This window comes from Paracoccus simplex, assembly GCF_042648325.1.
GTDB lineage: Bacteria > Pseudomonadota > Alphaproteobacteria > Rhodobacterales > Rhodobacteraceae > Paracoccus > Paracoccus simplex.
Genome location: NZ_JBHRXE010000017.1, coordinates 77,705 through 95,234 on the forward strand (window position 1 = coordinate 77,705; position 17,530 = coordinate 95,234).

A 17,530-nucleotide genomic window follows, 5' to 3' on the forward strand; every position below is an offset into this window, starting at 1 on the left:
GTGCCATGGCTTTGGGGAAAGACGGGGCCGCCATCGGCGCCTCCGTCCGCCAGAAAAAGTTGCTCGTCGATCAGTCCCCTCGCGAAGGCTGGATCCTGTCCCTAGCTCAGGTCCGAATATCTTCGATGGTGGACGTTAAGATCGTCATGCAGAATCTCGGCGAAGGCCTGGGCGAGCTTGGACAAAGGACGATGCTGCGGCATGACAACCGCTGCGGTGAATGGGACGGCTGGGCGGAACGGACGGAATGTCACCCTGCCCGCATCGCCGCGCGACAGCCGATAGCTTTCCGCGCTCAGCGGGTCGATGACGGCGCAGGCCAGGCCAGCCTCGACAAAGGACAGCAGCGGATAAAAATATTGCGTTTCGAACCTCGGACGGAACGGCACGCCATGCGAAGCGAAGGCCTCGGCCGTGCGGCCGTAGGTTGAATGCGCGGCAAACAGCGCGGCGATGTCGCGCTGCGCCAGATCCTGCGGCGTGATGACCGAGCGGGACGCCAGAGGATCCTTCTCGGACAGGGCGCAGACGCAATCGTAGGTCACGGGCTCGAACCGCAGCAGGTTCGAATCCTCTGGCACATGGTCGCTGAGATCTGCGAGTCCGAGGTCGAATTTCTGCGTGGCCACCAAATGCCGCACCTGCAATGAACTGCGTGTCAGCAGCGTCAGCCGCACATCCCGACGATTCTCGAGAAAGCGCGTCACCAGTTGCGGCACCAGGATCACCGACGGGCCGGGCATACAGACGACCCGCAGTTCGCCCTGTTCGAGATTGCCGATGCGGGTCATGTTCTGTTCGACATTGCGCAGCCGCTCCAGAATCTCGCTCGCTTCCTCGAACAGGTAATGGGCCTCGGGCACGGGGATCAGCCGTCCCGAACGGCGCAGGAACAGCTTGTAGCCCAGTTCCGATTCCAGGCTAGCGATCATGGCGCTGATCGCGGGTTGGGTGCGGTAGAGAATCCGGGACGCCTCGGAAAACGAGCCGGTCCGCATGACCTCGCGAAAGACGACAAGCTGCTTGCTGTTCATTGCTACCTCCAGCGATCGAATCCCATGCTATAAGAGAAAATTTTAGCTATGAAGAATTTTCAAATTCGACTTTATGGCACGTTACCACCTATCCTGCGGGCAACAAGACAGGCGCAGGAGTGAACCGGCGTCTTAGTGACAAGGAGGCAGCTTTGTTCCGCCCAAGAACGATGACCATGAAGAGATGGATGCCCGGCCAGGCAGAGCGCGGCTGGCGCGGGGGAACGCCCACCGGCCGGTCGCGGAGGCAGCCATGAACCGGCGTTACGTCGATGTCGTGCTGGGCTCGGTCCTGATCGCCGGCGCCATCCTGATCCTGACGGGCGACGGGCTGGCCCAGGGCGGGGTCGAGACGCAGCTTGGCTCGATGTTCATGCCGCGCGTCGTCGCGGGGTTCATCCTGATCTTCTCGGCCATGATCGCGATAACGTCGTTGCGGCAGATCATCGCGCAAAGCGCCTTGGCGCCGCAGGAAACGATCGCGACCGAGGGTCTGGGCGGTGTGCTGATCTATGTGGGCATCTTCGCCGCCTATTGGTGGCTTCTGCCCACGCTCGGCTTCGTCGTCGCCACCTCGGCCGCGATGTTCGCCGTGGCCGTCCTGCTCGGGGGCCGGTCGTGGCTGGCGATGGCGGTCGTCTCCATCGTCATTCCGGTCGTCACCTTCTACGGCTGCCGCGAGCTGATCCGGGTCTATCTGCCCGAATGGTCGTTGTGAGATCGCCATGCTGACCAACATCATCAACGGTTTCACCGCGGTTCTGGCGCCCGCGCCGGTGCTGGGCATCGCGCTGGGGGTCTGCGTCGGGATCGTCTTCGGCGCCATCCCCGGCATTTCCGGGATCATGGCCATCGCGATCATGCTGCCCCTGACCTTCTATTTCGATCCGGTGGTGGGCATCGTGACCCTGCTGGCGGTCTATAAGGCAGGGATCTATGGCGGCTCGATTTCGGCGATCCTGATCAATACGCCGGGCGCAGCCGCGTCCTTCCTGACCTCGTTGGACGGGCACGCGCTGGCGCGGGCCGGCAAGGCGGGCAAGGCGTTGTGCCTTGCGCTTTACGCCTCGGTCACCGGCGAGATGCTGGCGACGCTGGTGCTGATCTTCGTGGCCGCGCCGATCTCGCTGCTGTCGCTGCAGGCGGGGCCGATCGAAAAGGTTTGGCTTTTGGTCTTTGCCTTCACGGTGGTCGGTTCGATGACCGGGGAATCGGTGCCCCGGGGGCTTCTGTCCTGCTGCCTGGGGATGCTGTTCGCGATGGTCGGCATGTCGGCTTTGACGGGGGCGGCGCGGCTGACCTTCGGCATCCCCGAGCTGCTGAGCGGCTTCACCTTCCTGCCCCTGCTCATCGGGGTCCTGGTCATGCCCGAGGTGATCGAGGGCGTCCGCCGCCGCAAGACCCCGCAACACGAACTGGTCCTGAGGCATTCGCCCAATCCCGCCGACAACCGGATCAGCTTCCGCGAATACCGATCGGTCTTCGGGACGATTCTGAAATCGACCGGCATCGGGACCGTGGTCGGCGCCCTGCCGGGTCTGGGGTCAAGCGCGGCCGCCTTCCTGGCCTATGGCGAGGCCAAGCGCGCATCCAAGGAGCCGGAGACCTTCGGCAAGGGCTCGCTGCACGGGATCGCAGCGGCGGAATCCTCGAACAACGCCGTCTGCGGGTCGAGCATGATCCCGATGCTGACGCTCAGCATTCCCGGCGACGACGTGACCGCGCTGCTGATGGGCGCGTTCCTGATCCACGGCATCACCCCCGGACCGACGATCTTTTACGAACATACCGACACCATCTACGCCATCTTCGCCGGCTTCCTGATGGTGGATCTGTTCCTGCTGGTGATCGCGCGCTTCGGCTTCCGGTTCTGGATGAAGGTGGCCTCGGTCAAGACCTATTTCATCTTCCCCTGCGTCTTCGCCTTTGCCGTCATCGGCGCCTTCACCACCAACCAAAGCCTGAACGATATCATGATCCTGCTGGTCTTTACCGTGTTGGGCTACGGGATGCGCCTTGTCGGGTTGAACCCCGCCGCCTTCATCATCGGCTTCATCCTGATGCCGATCTTCGAGCAGAACCTCGACCAGGCAGTTTCCATCGCCGGCGGCGACTATCTGCGGCTGCTGGCCTCGCCCATCGGCTGGGGGTTCATCGCCCTTGCCGCACTGTCGGTCTGGTCGGCGATCCGCATGAACCGCAAGACGCGCCGGCGCGCGCTCGCGGCAAGCCAATCGCCGGTTCCGGCCGGTCGACACCTCTTCCAACAGGAGCATCAAAAGTGAAAAAACAGCTTGCCCTTCTTGCCGCCATCGGCACCTTCGCATCGGCCTTTGCGATGCCGGCCGCGGCCGAGTTTCCCGACAAGCCCATCCGGGTGATCGTGCCCTGGGGCGCGGGCGGCGATTCCGACCTGACCACGCGGGTCTGGGCCGATGCGGTCGAGAAGATCCTGGGCGTGCCCGTCGCGGTGGTCAACAAGGCCGGCGGCACCGGGGTCATCGGTACGACCGAGGTCGTGAACGCCAAGCCCGACGGCTATACGCTGTTGAACGTCGGGCTGAGCAATGTGCAGGTCACGCCCAACTTCAGCGACGTGTCCTATGATTTCGACAGCTTCACCCCGGTGGTGAAACTGTCGGCGGTTCCCCTGGGGATCCTGGTCGCCAAGAATAGCCCCTACGGCAGTTTCGAAGAGTTCATGCAGGGCGCCAAGGACAAGCGGCTGACGCAGGGATCCTGGGGCGCGGCCTCGTCGGGGACGATCCTTGCCAGCATCGTCGCGCGGCAAGCGGGCTATACCGTCGACTACGTGCACGCCAATACCACCGCCGAGTCGATGGTTTCGCTGATCGGCGGTCACATCGACTCTGCCGTCTCGTTTCCTCCCGCCTTCGATCCGCATCTGAAGTCGGGCAGCGCGCGCCTGCTGGTCGTGAACAAGAAGTCCGACCAATATCCCGGCGTGCCCAGCTTTGCCGATTTCGGCATCAAGGGCGATTTCGAGGGCTGGTCGGGCATCTTCGCGCCCAAGGACGTGCCGCAGGAGGTGGTGGACAAACTGGTCGAGGCCAGCGCACAGGCGATGCAGGATCCTGAGGTCGTCAAGGCCTTCGAGAATATCGGCGCCAAAGTCGATTTCCGCCACGGCGACGAATGGGTGGCGGACATGCGCGCCACCTACGGCATCATGGCCGAAGCGGCCGCCGAAATGCGGAAATGACCGGCCGACCGGGCGCGCGGCTGTCGCGCGCCCGGGGCCCTGTGGCCGGTTCCGGCAGCACTCACAATTCGGAATGAACATGACACCGGACGAACGAAGCATCGCCGTCGTCGGCGGCGGTATCATTGGCATTTGCGCGGCGCTTTATCTTCAGGAAAAGGGCTTTCGGGTCACCGTCCTGGACCGGGCCGGGACCGACGATCAACGGGCCTCCTATGGCAATGCCGGGAACCTTTCGCCATGGTCCTGCGTGCCGGAATCCCTGCCGGGGCTGTGGAAATCCGTTCCCGGCTGGCTGCTAGACCCGCTGGGTCCGATGGCGATCCGGCTGCGTCATCTGCCGGCGGCCGCCCCTTGGCTGGCGCGCTTTCTGCAAGCCGGACGACCGGGCAGAATCCCGGCGCAGGCCGACGCTCTGCGCAGCCTCTATGCGCCGACCGTCGATCTTTACGAAGACCTGCTGCGCGGCAGCGGGCACGAGGAACTGGTCCGTCGCTGCGTCTATATCCAGCTTTACCGCGACGAGGCGCAGGCCGACCTGAACGCGGTCGGCCTGCGGCTTCGGCGCGAGCGGGGCGCGCATGTCGAGCTTGTGGGCGCCGGCGCGCTGCGCGAGCTGGAACCCGACATCTCGCCGCATTACCGCAAGGCGGTGGTGATCCACGGGCAGGGTCACAGCGTCAATCCGCAAAGGCTGCTGCGGGTGCTGGCAGAGCGCGTGGTCCGGCAGGGCGGGCAAATGTCGCGGTGCGATGTCGCCCGGTTGCACCCCGGCCCCGGGGGCGTCAAGATCGAAACCCCGCAGGGCACGCTGGCCTTTGCCCAGGTGGTTGTCGCCGCCGGCGCGTGGTCGGCGAAGCTGCTGCGGCCTCTGGGGCTGACCATCCCGCTGGAAACCGAGCGGGGCTATCACCTGACCGTCCCCGACCCCGGGGTGCGTGTCAACAATACGCTGATGGAGGCCGGCCGCATGGTGGTGGCCAATTCCATGGAAGGCGGCCTGCGCCTGGCGGGAACCGTCGAGTTGGCGGGCCTGAGCGCCTCACCGGACTATCGCCGCGCCCGAAACCTGGCGATTCTGGGTCAAGAGATCTTTCCGGCGCTGAATGTGGAAAACGCAACCGAGTGGATGGGCCATCGCCCGTCGCTGCCGGATTCGCTGCCGGTGATCGGCCGGATGCCGGGCTGTCCCGACATCCTGCTGGCCTTCGGCCACAGCCATCTGGGCCTCTCGGGGGGTGCCCCCACCGGCCGGTTGATCGCCCAGCTCGCGGCGGGCGAAATACCTTCGGTCGATCTTGCGCCCTTCCGCGCCGACCGCTTCCGTTTCCTTGGCTCACAGGAGAAGCCGGCATGACCTTGCAACGCGGCGGCCGCAACATCTGCGGCATTTCCATCGGCGTGCTTTCGCTGGAAAGCTATTTCCCGAAGCCGCCGGGGCATATCAAGAACCCGTCCAGCCTGCCGTTCACCACGGCCTACGAGATTCTCGACGGCATCACCGTTCCGGAACTGTTGAACCGCCCGAGCCCGGCCATGGTCGGACGGTTGATCGAGGCAGCGCAACGGCTGGAACGCCAAGGTGTCCATGCGATTACCGGCTCTTGCGGGTTCCTGGCGCTGTTCCAGCGCGAAATCGCCGAGTCCGTGCGCATTCCCGTCTTTCTGTCGTCGCTGATCCAGGTGCCGCTGGTCTGGCAGATGACGCGGGCGCCCGTCGGAGTGCTGACCGCCTCGGCCGCCGCCCTGACACCGCGCCATCTGGCCGGCGCCGGCGCCGATGGGATACCGCTGGAAATCCAGGGGTTGGAGGACACGCAGGAATTCGCCAGCGTCATCCTGCGCAATGAACGCAACGACATGGATCTGGACAAGGTGGAGGCCGAGGTCATCGCCGCGGGACGCGCCCTTGTCGCCCGCAATCCGGCGATCCGCGCGATCGTGCTGGAATGCACCGATCTGCCGCCCTTTGCCTTCAGCCTGCAGCAGGCCCTGGCGCTTCCGGTGTTCGACCTGGTGACGCTGTCGGGGATGATCCACCAAGCCGCGCTCCGGCAAGCCTACAAGGGTTTTACATAGCGAGGCCGGTCGGGACATTCGCGCCCGGGCAGCCTGCGGAATGCCCGGGCATCCGTCCGCGATTGCACGCGCCGGGCACGCAACTCGTCTCCGATCCCAATCCATTGCACGACCCCGGCGAAACGAGCCGCCATCCCGTCAAGCCGACGCCTCGAACGCGAGGCCGGGCGAAATGTCGCGGTGATGTGGCTGACCGGGCGCGCGCCGCTCCTGCTTCGGACGACGGCGGCGCGCTCTGTTGGTGGGCCAGATGCGCATTCTAGCGCCAGGGCTTACCCCCGGCTCGCGATCCGGTATATGTGCTTTTCGGCCTTACTTTCCCCAGACCGCCTGCAACAGGTTCAACCAGTTCAGGCCCAGGATCTTTTCGATCCGCGCCTCGGTCCAGCCGGCATCGGCCATGGCGTCCGCGATATTCGGAAAATCCCGGATCTCGCGGAAACCGGCCGGGTTGACGATCTCGCCGAAGCTGGTCAGCCGACGGCCAAATCCCTTGTCATGCGTGATCCAGTCGAAGAACGGCTGGTCATAGCCCTGGGTGAAATCGGTGCCGATGCCGACAGCATCCTCGCCCACGATATTGATGACGTAATCCATCGCAGAGACGTAGTCGGCAATGGTCGAATTGACGCCATTGGCCAGAAAGGGCGGGAACATCGTCACGCCGACAAAACCGCCCTTGTCGACGATATAGCGCAGTTCCTCGTCCGACTTGTTGCGAGGATGCGCCTTGAGCCCCGTGGGCAGGCAATGCGAATAGGCAACGGGCACCGTCGAGGTGTCGATCACATCCCGCGACGTCTTCGGCCCCACATGACTGAGATCGCACAGCATTCCGACGCGGTTCATCTCGGCCACGACCTCGCGGCCGAAATCCGACAAGCCGCTGTCGCGGCTTTCATAGCAGCCGCTGCCGACCCAGTTCTGGGTATTGTAGGTCATCTGCGCGATGCCGACCCCAAGGGTCTTGAGGATCTCGACATAACCGATCTTGTCTTCGAAAGCCGAGGTGTTCTGCATGCCCAGAACGACCGCGGTCTTTCCAGAAGCCTTCGCGCGGCGAATATCCGCAGCGCTTTCCGCCTTGACGATATGGTCGCCAAATTCGCGGAACCAGCGGTTCCATTGCACGATATTGTTGACGGTATCGCTGAAGTTCTCCCAGACGCTGCAGGTGCAGTTCGCGGCCGTCAGGCCCGATTGCTGCATTTCCCTGAACAGATCGCCGCTCCATTTCGAGATGATGAGACCGTCGATAACGACTGCGTTCTCATAGATCGTGCTGGCCTTGTCCTTCATGATGTTTTCCATTTCGATAAGATATATGATGACCGGGCTGCGCCGCGTGCCGGGCAGCCCAAGGCGCGCGTTCAGTCCGTCAGGACGCAGGCGACCTCGAAGCGGCATTCGGCGGCGCCCATGGCCGCGCATTCCACCTCGCGGCAGGTGATCTCCTGCGGCTTGATGCCGCGCATGGCACAGGCAAACTGCATGGCGCCGATCAGGAAACCCTCGAACATATAGCAAGCGGGTGCAGCGGCCTGCCCTTCCGACTCGAGCACATAGATCGACTCCCGCAGCGTGATCCGAGCCGTCAGTTGGTCCAGATCCAACTGCTCGATGGAAAAGCGGCCCCAGCCCCGTTCCGAAAGCCGCTGCAGATAAAGCGCGAAGACATCGCGCTCGGACGCGCCCAGCAGTTCGGACTGGCGCTTGCACCAGTAAAAGGCGGACTTGGCGCCAGAGCGGTCCAGCATCGCCTCATAGGCATCGCGTCCAAGGGTTTCTTCGATTTCCTTGTGCATGTTCACCATGAAATGTCGCGGAACATAGACCATGGGCAGGCCATCGGTGCGCCAGATACCACTGGCTTCGTCCACGTCGATCTGAACAGCGGGCTGCATGTCATTCATCCTTGGATCAGAGGGTTAGCGTTGAAGAAGCGGCCTCCCTGGAGCAGGACCAGGGAGGCCGCCCGGGTCATCTTGCGGCTTGCTGGGCAGAGTAAAGGGACAGGCCCGCATCCGGCAGGAGCGCGGCGTCGTCCATCAGCGAGATCCGCGAGGTTTCGCGCAAGGCCAGCCCGCCAAGGCCAGCCAGAACCGCAATGACCATCAGGTAAAGGGCCGGGGCAAGGTTGTTGCCGGTCGTGTCGATCAGCCAGGTCGCCATCAGCGGGGCCGTGCCACCGAAAAGCGTATATGAGACATTGTAGGTGAAGGCCGAGGCGGTATAGCGCGTCCGCGTGGGAAAGGTCTCGGACAGCAGCGTCGCCGTCACCACATTGGCCGTCAGCGCACCGGTCGCAAGCAGCAGGACACCGGGGATAGCCTTCCACAGCGCGCCGGAGCTGGCCAGCAGATAGGCCGGAACCACCATGACGAACAGCCATGCGCAGACGAAGCGGATCGTGTTGCGCCGGCCGATCCTGTCAGAGATGCGCCCCGCGACCGGACAGAACAGCGCGGCAAAGATCAGGGCGATCATCGTCACCAGCAAGGCCCGCGGCCGCGTGAACCCGCCCTCCACCTGCAGATAGGTCGAGAAGTAGGTGGTGAACATGTAGAATGACAGGGCTGTCAGCGAGATGAAGGTTCCCAGCCGCAGCATCGACTGGCTTTGGCTTTTAAGGGTTTCGCGAAGCGGCGAATGGGCATGGACGTTGTCGTCGGCAGCCATCGCCTTGAAGGCGGGCGTTTCCTCCATGCGCCAGCGCAGATACAGGCCGACCAGTCCCAGGGGCGCCGCAAGCAGGAAAGGCACGCGCCAGCCCCAGGCGGTCATCGCCTCGGCCGTCAGGCTGCTTTCCAGGGCAAAGACCAGCAGCGCGGCCGAAGCAAAAGCCAGGAAGGTCGATACCGGGATGAAGCTGCCATACCAGCCGCGCCTGTCGTTCGGCGCGTGCTCCATCACATATGCGATCGAACCGGCATATTCGCCGCCCGCCGAAAAGCCCTGCAGGCAACGCAGAAACGTCAGCAGGATGGGTGCCGCTATGCCCCAGCTTGCATGGACCGGCAGAAGGCCGATCAGGGTGGTGGCCCCGGCCATCAGCAGGATCGTCAGCGACAGGACACCCTTGCGGCCCAGCCGGTCGCCCAGGACGCCGAAGAAGATCCCTCCCAACGGGCGCATGGCGAATGCGACCGCAAAGACCCCGAAGGTCTTGAGCAGCCCCAGGCTGACGCTTTCGCTGGGAAAGAACTGGCTGGCGATGATCGTCGCCAGGAATCCATAGACGGCAAAGTCGAACCATTCGACGAAATTGCCCATCGCGGCAGCGCTGATGACCTTGCGCAGCGCCGGAGCCGATGTCTGATCCTGAAGTCGTGCTGACATGTCTGACCTTTCTTCATTCGAGAAACAAGGACGAGAGGCATCGCGGGGCAGTGGCGGCTGGTGGGGATGCGGAGGCGCATACCGGCGCCCTGCCGCCCCAAACCATGGAGCGGAGCGGTTTGCCTTTGCGAGAAATGGCATCCGCGCCCGAGACAGCGGTTGTGGTTCTGCCCGCGGTTTATGGCCGAAAGGGGCCCTTTCGGATCGTCTCTAGCTTGCCTCAGCTTGTGGCGCGGAAACGTCCGATAACTTGCGCCGGACATGCAGCGATATGCGATCGCCTGTCATTCGTGCACTCCCTGAAGCTGTTGAACTGGTTTTCCCGCAGGTTCTGTCGCCCGCGATACCCGGATGATCCACGACCGTGCCTTCGTTGTAAAATATCGAATCCGGTATTATTGATAACTAGTAGGAAATAATTTGGGCGCCACATGAGCCTTGATCTTCGACATCTGCGGGCCTTCGCCACGCTTGGACAGGAACTGCATTTCCGCCGCGCCTCGGAAAGCCTGCGCGTGGCGCAACCTGCGTTGACCAAGACGATCCAGCAGTTGGAGGACCATGTCGGTACGCCGCTTCTGGTGCGCTCGACACGCCGGGTCGAGCTGACCGAGGCGGGCCGGGTCTTTCTGGCCGAGATCGCGGATGTGACGGGGCAGATCGACCGGGCGGTCGAACGCGCCCGCAAGGCGGCGCGCGGCGTCCGGGGCGAGTTGCGCATCGCCTATACCGATTTCGCGATCAATGGCGCTTTGCCGCATTTCCTGCGCGCCTTCAACGAGGCCCATGCCGATATCTACCTGGACCTGATCTTCATGCCGACGATCCATCAACACGAGGCGATCTTGCGCCATCGCATCGACATCGGCTTTCTTTACGGGGTCTCGGACCAGCAGCCGATCAACAGCCTGCTTTTCGACGAGAACGATTACGTTGCCATCCTACCCGTGAACCACCACCTGGCGGAGCGCGATCAACTGGCGCTGAGCGACCTGAAAGCCGAGAAGTTCGTATTCGGGACGGGCGACAGCTGGATGATCTTTCGCAACCAAGTGTTTGCGGAATGCCGGGCCCGCGGGTTCCTGCCAGAAATATCGCTCGAGGCGACCAACAGCGATGGCATCTTCGGCCTTGTCATCGCCGGCGCCGGTGTCGCGATCTATTCCAGCGCGATCGGCAACATGCCCCGGCAAGGCATCGCCATCCGCCAGTTGGTCGACATGCCGGCAAAATTGCCGATAACCGCCGTCTGGGAACATGGCAATGGTTCTGAAGAACTGACCATCTTTCTAAGGTTCTTGCGCCGCTTTCGGCCTCTGGCCAAGGGCGGGTGATCTGTTCCCGGGCTCTGGCGCAGAGCTCGGCCAACAGAATGATCACCCTTGCTCCTGTGCTCTACCGGTTAATTTTGCGGGCCGCGAAAGCGCCTGCCCGGCCAGCGCCCCGCCGCCCCAGGTCTATTCTGACCCCCCAGCCGCATCCTGGTCGGGACGCATTCGGCACCCGTCGTTCAACGACCGTCCCAAGCGCCCCGTCCGCAGCCGCCCGCGGAGCGCATCCGCAGCGTCACCAGCCGATGCGGACCGCGCGGCGCCGGACAGGATGGGGATCTTTCCGGGCGGCGCCCGGAGCCTCGCAGGGCCCGGGCGCCATGCGGTCATTGCAGGCAGGGCTCGAACTGCTGGCGCAGCGCGGTTTCCGACACCAGCCGGCCAGCGGACAGCACCCGCAGATGCTCGGTGCCGCCGGCGACCAGCGCGGGGATGTCGGGGGCCCGCGCGATCAGCAGGTCGGCGCGGGCACCGGGCCGCAGCCCGTGGTCGTCCAGCCCCATCAGCCGGGCCGGGATCCGTTCGATCATGCGCCAGGCCAGCACCAGCTCGTTGCCCTTGAGATGCCCGGCCAGCAGCGTCCAGCGCGCGATCTCGAGCAGATCGCCCGAGCCAGTGGGCACAAAGGGATCTTCGATATTGTCCGAGGCGCTGGCAATCGCCACGCCGCCGCGGATCATCTCGGCCACGCGGGTCAGGCCGCGCGGTGGCAGCATCGCGGCCTCGCGGCCCTGCAGATAGAGGTTCGCCGCCGGCAAGGTTACCACGCCGAGGTCCAGCGCAAGGATCTGTTCCATGATCGGCAGGAAATCCTCGCGCGGCATGGCGCTGAGGACCGAGCAGTGGCTCAGCACCACCCTGCCCTGCATGCCGTGGCGCCGCACCCGGTCGAAGACCTTGGGGAACAGCTGGCGCGAGGCGTCCAGATGCTCGTCCAGATGCAGGTCCACCGGCAGGCCATGGCGCGCGGCGGCGTCGAAGATGATATCCAGATAGCGGTCGGGATCCTCGGCCACGGCGGGCGTGCCGCCCATGGCGTCCGAGAGCTGTGCAGCGCGGTCGATATTGGCGCGCAGCCAGTCCAGATCCTGCCCTGGATGCGGGGTCATGAAGCCGACCAGTTGCAGCCGCACGCGGTCCGCCCAATCGGCACGCAGCTGCGCCAGCGCCTCGATCCCGGCAAAGCCGGCGTCCTTGTCGACGTTCACATGGCTGCGGATCGCCGTGGTGCCATGCGACAGGCAGCGGGCCAGCGTGCGGCTGGCGCGGGCGGTGACATCGCCCGGCGGTGCCTGGCGCGCATAGGCCGCAAAGGCGTCGCGCGCGCCCTGCAGGGTGCCCGATGGATTCGGCGCCAGCCGCAGCACGCCCGTCTTGTCCAGGTGCTGGTGCATGTCGACCAGACCCGGCATGACCAGGCAATCCGCGGCCTCGACCAGCTGCGCGCCTTCGGGCGGATCGATGCGGGCGGCGATGGCGGCAATGCGGCCGTCCTGTCCGACCAGAACATCGGCGGGGCCGTGCAAGCCGTCCTCGGGCACGATCAAACCGCCGCGGATCAACAGCGGCGGAGTCTGGCGATTGGAGCGCATTTGGTTCATGGTATTCCTCTTGTGCAAGCGGCGGAAGCGCGGAGCCGGCCAAGCGGCCCCGCGGATAGGTTCAGGCCTCGGCGCGACGTGCGTCCGGGCCGGGAAGATGGGTGTCTTCCGCATCGCCGTCGCCGGTGCCGTTCAACACCAGGTTCAGCGTGACCGAGACCAGGCAGGCGACCACCACGCTGCTGTGCAGGATCGACTGCGCCCATTCCGGCAACTGGCCGAACAGCGTCGGCAACAGCGTCGGGATCAGCGCGATGCCCATGGTCAGCGCGACGATCAGCATGTTGTAGTCGTTGTTCACGTAATCGACCTTGGCCAGCGCCTGGATACCGGCCGCGGCAACGATGCCGAACATGGCGATGGCCGCGCCTCCCAGCGCCGGGGCCGGCACCGCAGCCAGCACCGCGCCGAACTTCGGCAGGAAGGCCACCACGCACAGGATCAGCCCGCAAAGCGCCACCACCCAGCGGCTGCGAACGCCGCTCAGGATGACAAGGCCCACATTCTCCATATGCGCGATGAAGGGAAAGCCCGCGAACATCCCGGCGACCGAGCTTGCCAAGCCGTTCGCCCGCACGCCATCGGCGACATCGGCCGGCGTCACCTCTTTCTCGACCATGTCGCCGATCGACACGAACAACCCCATGCTCTCGACCGTCTGCACCACCATGACGATGGCGATGGTCAGAAACGGCAGAAAGCCAAAGGTCGGCACGCCGAACTGGAAGGGCGTCGGCACCACCAGCCAGGGCGCCTCGAGCACCGCCGCCAGGCTGCCCATGCCCAGGCCCCAGGCCACGAGACCGCCCACGGTCATGCCGATCAGCACCGAAAGGTTGCGCAGAAGCGGCGTGCCCAGCCGGGTCAGCACCAGGATCACCGCCAGCACCAGCAGCGCGACGGCCAGGAAGGCCGGATCGCCGAAATCGGTGCTGCCATGGCCACCACCCGCCCATTGATAGGCGACCGGCAGCAATTGCAATCCGATGGCGGTGATGATGCAGCCGGTGACGACCGGCGGGAAAAACCGGCGCAGCCGTCCCGCCAGAGGCGCGATGGCCATGATGAACAGTCCGCCCATCATGACCGCGCCGCAGATGCCGGCGATGCCGACACCCGGCATGGTGCCGATGGCAATGATCGCCGAGACGCTGCTGAAGGCGACACCGTTCATGATCGGCAGCCTGACGCCGAAGCGCCAGAATCCGATCGTCTGCACCAGCGTCGCCAGGCCGGAACAAAAGAATGTCGCGCTGATCAGCAGCACGGTGTCGCGCTGCGAAAAGCCCAGGGCATTGGCGATGATCAGCGGCACCGCGACCGAGCCCACATAGGACACCGCGACATGCTGCAAGGCCAGCGCGATCATCCTGCGCGCCGATAGTATCTCATCCACCGGATGAACTGTGCTCGTCATATTCTCTCCCCCCTTCATTGATCGGGTCTCCTCTCCCCGCCCGGCCGACGGCCGAACAAAAAACGGCGCGGTCCCGTCTCCTCCCAGGTCCGCGCCATTGCTTCATGTTGGCCGTGACCCGGTCACGCCGCCATGCAGGCCGCCAGCCGCTCCTTCAGGGCCAAGCGGTCCAGGTTACGGCCGATGAACACCATCTTGTTGCAACGCGGCTCGTCCGCCCAGGGATGGTTCGGCCGGAACTCGATCTGGTCGTGGACGCCATGCAGCACATAGCAATAGTCGTCGCCCTTGACCGAGAAGATGCCTTTCATGCGGAACAGGTTGTTCAGATCCTGTCCGCGCATCTCCTCGACCCAGGCCTGCATTGCCGCCGGGTCCATGTGGCCCTGCAGCTCGATCCCGACCGAACCGACCGAGGCGTCGTGGTCGTGGCTCGCGTCGCCCAGCCAGGGTGCCTGATGATGGTGATGGTCGTGGCTGGCATCGACCTCGGCCGCGATCTTGCGGCTCTGGTCAAAGGCGGCGAGGCCCAGGATTTTCCCGAGGTCGATCTGGGCAAAGCTGGAACGCACCTGCTCGGCGGTCTCGTTCAGCCCGGTGACGCGGGCCGAAACGGCGGCGATCTCCTCCTCGGACGCCAGGTCGACCTTGTTCAGCACGATGCGGTCGGCGCAGACGATCTGGTCCACGGCCTGATTGTCATGCGCCTCGATCAGGCTGTCGTCCAGGTGGCGCAGCACATGCTTGACATCGACCAGCGCGATGACGCCGTCCAGATTGGTCTCGTCCCGGATCGGATCGTCCAGGAAGAAGGTCTGCGCGATCGGATAGGGATCGGCAAGGCCGCTGGTCTCGATGATGATATGGTCCAGCCGCTCGGGCCGGTCCAGAAGCTGGCGGATGACGCGCAACAGGTCGTCGCGCGCCTCGGCCACGCAGCAGACGCAGCCATTGGTCATCTCGAAGATTTCCTCGGTGCTGCCCACGACCAGCCCGCCGTCGATGCCGATCTCGCCGAATTCGTTCTCGATCACGGCGATCTTCATGCCGTGGTTTTCCCGCAGGATGTAGTTCAGCAGCGTGGTCTTGCCCGAACCGAGAAACCCGGTCAGCACGGTGACGGGGATCTTGTCCTTGATGGTCTTCTGCATCGGTCTCATACCCTCCCAAGGTTGAAAAATTCAGGGCGCCTTGACCCAGCGCCGCACGCCGGCGCAATCGAGGTCGAACAGGTCCAGCACCCGGCCCAGTGTCTGGTCCACCATCGCGTCGATGCCGGCAGGCCGGGCATAGAAGGCCGGGACCGGTGGCGCGATGATGCCCCCCATGCGCGTCACGGCCAGCATGTTCTTGAGGTGGCTTTCGGTCAGCGGCGTCTCGCGCGCCAGCAGCACCAGCCGGCGGCGTTCCTTCAGCGTGACCTCGGCCGCGCGGCTGATCAGGCCCGAGGTGACGCCCTGCGCGATCTCGGCCAGGGTCTTCATCGAGCAGGGCGCGACGATCATGCCCATGGTGCGGAACGAGCCGCTGGAGATCGAGGCCGCCACGTCGTCCGAGCGGTAAAGCACATCCGCCCGCGCCTCGATGTCCGAAAGCTTCAGGTCGGTTTCATGCATCATGGTCAGCAGCGCGGCGCGGCTGACGGTGACATGCGTCTCGACCCCCAGTTCGCGCAGCAACTCCAGCAGGCGCAACCCATAGACCACGCCCGAGGCGCCGCTGATCCCCACCGCCATCCGGGGGCGGCTGGGCCCGCGCGGAATGGCATAGGCGTTCATGGCTGCGCCCCCGAAAGGATCGCCGCCGCCCGCGCCCGCGCCTCGGGCGACAGGGTGGCGCGGATGCCGTGGAAATCCGGCCCCCGCGTCGCGTCCAGCGCCAGCCGCGAGGTGGTGCCGTCGGCGGTCGAGGACGGGTCCAGAGGGCTGCCGGGCAGGCCGTCGATGCTGAACATGTCGCGATGCGGCTGGAAATGCGTGGCCAGCGCCCAAAGCACCTGGCTGTCCTGCGCCACGTCCACGTCCTCATCGACCGCGATCACGGTCTTGAGATAGGGATCCCAGCCCAGCAGACCCAGCATGACCTGCCGCGCCTCGCCCGGGCGGCTTTGCCTCAAGGCGACATAGGCGTGGAAATGCGTGCCCGAGGTCGGGTAATGCAGCCGCGTCACCGCCGGGAAGCGGGCCTTGATCTTCTCGAACATCTCGGCCTCGCGCGGCAGGCGGGCCAGGTTCAGGTGTTCGTCGGTGGCGCCGCCGACCACGTCGACCAGCCAGGGGTCGCGCTTGCGCAGCACCGTCTGGACATGGAACAGCGTGTTGGTCGAGCGGTCCGAACTGTAGCCCGAGAACTCGCCGAAGGGGCCTTCGGCCACATGCGCCTCGGGGTCCAGTTCGCCCTCCAGCACGAATTCGGCCGCGGCGGGCACGCCGATGCCATGGCGGGGCGTCCGCACGACCTGCAAGGCCTCGCCCATCAGCGCGCCGGCGATGGCACGCTCATCGGTGCCGAAGGCCACGCGGGCCGAGGCGGCCATCATGAACAGCGGATGCGCGCCGATGACCATGGCCACGGGCAGCGGCCGGCCGGCCTCGCGCGCGGTCTGATACATGCGCCACAGATGACCGCGCGAATGCAGGCTGGTCGCCAGCGCATTGCGGGCATGGCGCATGGAGCGGTGATAGCTCAGGTTCGCCACCCCGGTCTCGGGGTCTTCGGCGACGATGATGGCATTGGTGACATAGGCGCCGCGGTCGCTGTCGAAATGCCGGATCATCGGGATCTGCTCCAGATCGACGGCATCGCCTTCGGCCACCACCTCGGTCACCGGGCCGCTGTCGACCGGGACGGGCGGGATCGGCGCATTGGCGCGGCGCTGGTATTCGGCATGCAGGTTCGCCAGATCCGTGCCCATGATCCGGGCGATGCGGTCGCGCGAGGCGAAGACGTTCGTCACCAGCGGGTAGGCGCAGCCCGGCACGCTGTCGAAAGACAGCATCGGGGCGCGGCCCTGCCGGGCCAGATCCTCGACCAGCGCCGTCACGTCCTGCCCGCAGCCCAGAGGGGCCGGGACATGCAGCACGTCCTGCGGAAAGCGGGCGCGGTAGTCGCGGGCAAAATCTTGAAAATCCTGACGCATGCTCTTGTCCGTTCGGTTCGGGGAAAGGTGCGGGGCCGGGAACCCCGCACCCCTGTCCTCAGACGTAGGTCGCCTTGAGGCGCTTCTCGGCCTCGGCCAAGTCCTTGGGAGGCTTGGTCGGCTCGAGACCGATCAGGCGGGCGATATTGTTGCCCAGGTAGTCTTCCAGGATGTCCTCATGCAGGTTCATCCCCTGCGGCTCGGGCGAGCACAGCACCTCCAGTTCGCGCAGCCACATGCCGGGGTTGTTCGGCGGCGAGTCGGTGCCGAAGACGATCTTGTTCGGCGGCAGTTGCTTGGCTCTGTTGCACAAATCGGCTTAAGGCCGAGGTTCCCCTTTCCCCGGACGGACTTATCCCACAGCTTC

16 protein-coding genes are annotated in these 17,530 nt (G+C 65.0%); 6 read left to right on the forward strand and 10 right to left on the reverse strand.

The window, feature by feature from the left end; all coding sequences use genetic code 11:
- Positions 1-101: 101 nt before the first annotated feature.
- Positions 102-1,034 (reverse strand): LysR substrate-binding domain-containing protein, encoded by a 933-nt coding sequence (locus ACFOMP_RS07775; RefSeq protein ID WP_019351533.1) that lies wholly within the window; start codon positions 1,032-1,034, stop codon positions 102-104.
- A gap of 253 nt (positions 1,035-1,287) precedes the next feature.
- Between ACFOMP_RS07775 and ACFOMP_RS07780 the strand changes: the two genes are divergently transcribed.
- From ACFOMP_RS07780 to ACFOMP_RS07800, 5 genes are all read left to right on the forward strand, one after another.
- On the forward strand, positions 1,288-1,752 hold the full coding sequence (locus ACFOMP_RS07780) for a tripartite tricarboxylate transporter TctB family protein (protein WP_379029195.1): 465 nt from the start codon (positions 1,288-1,290) through the stop codon (positions 1,750-1,752).
- A 7-nt stretch (positions 1,753-1,759) separates the two neighbouring features.
- Positions 1,760-3,319 (forward strand): tripartite tricarboxylate transporter permease, encoded by a 1,560-nt coding sequence (locus ACFOMP_RS07785; protein WP_289896489.1) that lies wholly within the window; start codon positions 1,760-1,762, stop codon positions 3,317-3,319.
- Entirely contained in the window at positions 3,316-4,257 is a 942-nt protein-coding gene (locus ACFOMP_RS07790) for a tripartite tricarboxylate transporter substrate binding protein (RefSeq protein WP_379029198.1), read from the forward strand. Before ACFOMP_RS07785 ends, ACFOMP_RS07790 begins: the two co-directional genes overlap by 4 nt.
- 79 nt (positions 4,258-4,336) lie before the next feature.
- Positions 4,337-5,614 carry an NAD(P)/FAD-dependent oxidoreductase gene (locus tag ACFOMP_RS07795; protein WP_379029201.1) on the forward strand — a complete coding sequence of 426 codons (1,278 nt, stop codon included), beginning with the start codon at positions 4,337-4,339 and terminating at the stop codon, positions 5,612-5,614.
- The gene (locus ACFOMP_RS07800) at positions 5,611-6,336 is read left to right on the forward strand and encodes an aspartate/glutamate racemase family protein (RefSeq protein WP_379029204.1); all 726 of its coding nucleotides are present in this window, start codon (positions 5,611-5,613) and stop codon (positions 6,334-6,336) included. The genes ACFOMP_RS07795 and ACFOMP_RS07800 overlap by 4 nt, the downstream gene beginning before the upstream one ends.
- Positions 6,337-6,648: 312 nt before the next feature.
- Here the strand turns inward: ACFOMP_RS07800 and ACFOMP_RS07805 are convergent, their stop codons facing one another.
- The 3 genes from ACFOMP_RS07805 to ACFOMP_RS07815 all read right to left on the reverse strand — a co-directional run bounded on the left by ACFOMP_RS07805 (position 6,649) and on the right by ACFOMP_RS07815 (position 9,675).
- The gene (locus tag ACFOMP_RS07805) at positions 6,649-7,635 is read right to left on the reverse strand and encodes a dipeptidase (RefSeq protein WP_379029207.1); all 987 of its coding nucleotides are present in this window, start codon (positions 7,633-7,635) and stop codon (positions 6,649-6,651) included.
- Between the two features lie 71 nt (positions 7,636-7,706).
- Positions 7,707-8,240, reverse strand: a complete 534-nt coding sequence (locus tag ACFOMP_RS07810) for a DUF5943 domain-containing protein (RefSeq protein WP_379029210.1) — start codon at positions 8,238-8,240, stop codon at positions 7,707-7,709.
- Positions 8,241-8,316: 76 nt separating this feature from the next.
- A complete protein-coding gene (locus ACFOMP_RS07815; RefSeq protein WP_289896483.1) occupies positions 8,317-9,675 on the reverse strand; it encodes an MFS transporter in 1,359 nt (452 codons plus the stop codon).
- 431 nt (positions 9,676-10,106) lie between these two features.
- Here ACFOMP_RS07815 and ACFOMP_RS07820 point away from each other — a divergent pair, with 431 nt between their 5' ends.
- Positions 10,107-11,009, forward strand: a complete 903-nt coding sequence (locus ACFOMP_RS07820; RefSeq protein ID WP_379029214.1) for a LysR family transcriptional regulator — start codon at positions 10,107-10,109, stop codon at positions 11,007-11,009.
- 323 nt (positions 11,010-11,332) lie between these two features.
- Here ACFOMP_RS07820 and ACFOMP_RS07825 read toward each other — a convergent pair whose 3' ends face one another.
- The 6 genes from ACFOMP_RS07825 to ACFOMP_RS07850 form a co-directional block, all read right to left on the reverse strand.
- Positions 11,333-12,607, reverse strand: a complete 1,275-nt coding sequence (locus tag ACFOMP_RS07825; RefSeq protein ID WP_379029217.1) for an amidohydrolase family protein — start codon at positions 12,605-12,607, stop codon at positions 11,333-11,335.
- A 61-nt stretch (positions 12,608-12,668) separates the two neighbouring features.
- Positions 12,669-14,024, reverse strand: coding sequence for a nucleobase:cation symporter-2 family protein (locus tag ACFOMP_RS07830; RefSeq protein WP_379029220.1), 1,356 nt, complete (start codon positions 14,022-14,024; stop codon positions 12,669-12,671).
- A 122-nt stretch (positions 14,025-14,146) separates the two neighbouring features.
- On the reverse strand, positions 14,147-15,175 hold the full coding sequence (locus ACFOMP_RS07835; protein WP_379029223.1) for a CobW family GTP-binding protein: 1,029 nt from the start codon (positions 15,173-15,175) through the stop codon (positions 14,147-14,149).
- A 30-nt stretch (positions 15,176-15,205) separates the two neighbouring features.
- Positions 15,206-15,802 carry a UbiX family flavin prenyltransferase gene (locus ACFOMP_RS07840; RefSeq protein ID WP_379029226.1) on the reverse strand — a complete coding sequence of 199 codons (597 nt, stop codon included), beginning with the start codon at positions 15,800-15,802 and terminating at the stop codon, positions 15,206-15,208.
- The gene (locus ACFOMP_RS07845) at positions 15,799-17,163 is read right to left on the reverse strand and encodes a UbiD family decarboxylase (protein WP_289896477.1); all 1,365 of its coding nucleotides are present in this window, start codon (positions 17,161-17,163) and stop codon (positions 15,799-15,801) included. The genes ACFOMP_RS07840 and ACFOMP_RS07845 overlap by 4 nt, the downstream gene beginning before the upstream one ends.
- Before the next feature lie 58 nt (positions 17,164-17,221).
- The gene (locus tag ACFOMP_RS07850; protein WP_379029229.1) at positions 17,222-17,476 is read right to left on the reverse strand and encodes an amidohydrolase family protein; all 255 of its coding nucleotides are present in this window, start codon (positions 17,474-17,476) and stop codon (positions 17,222-17,224) included.
- Positions 17,477-17,530: the final 54 nt, after the last annotated feature.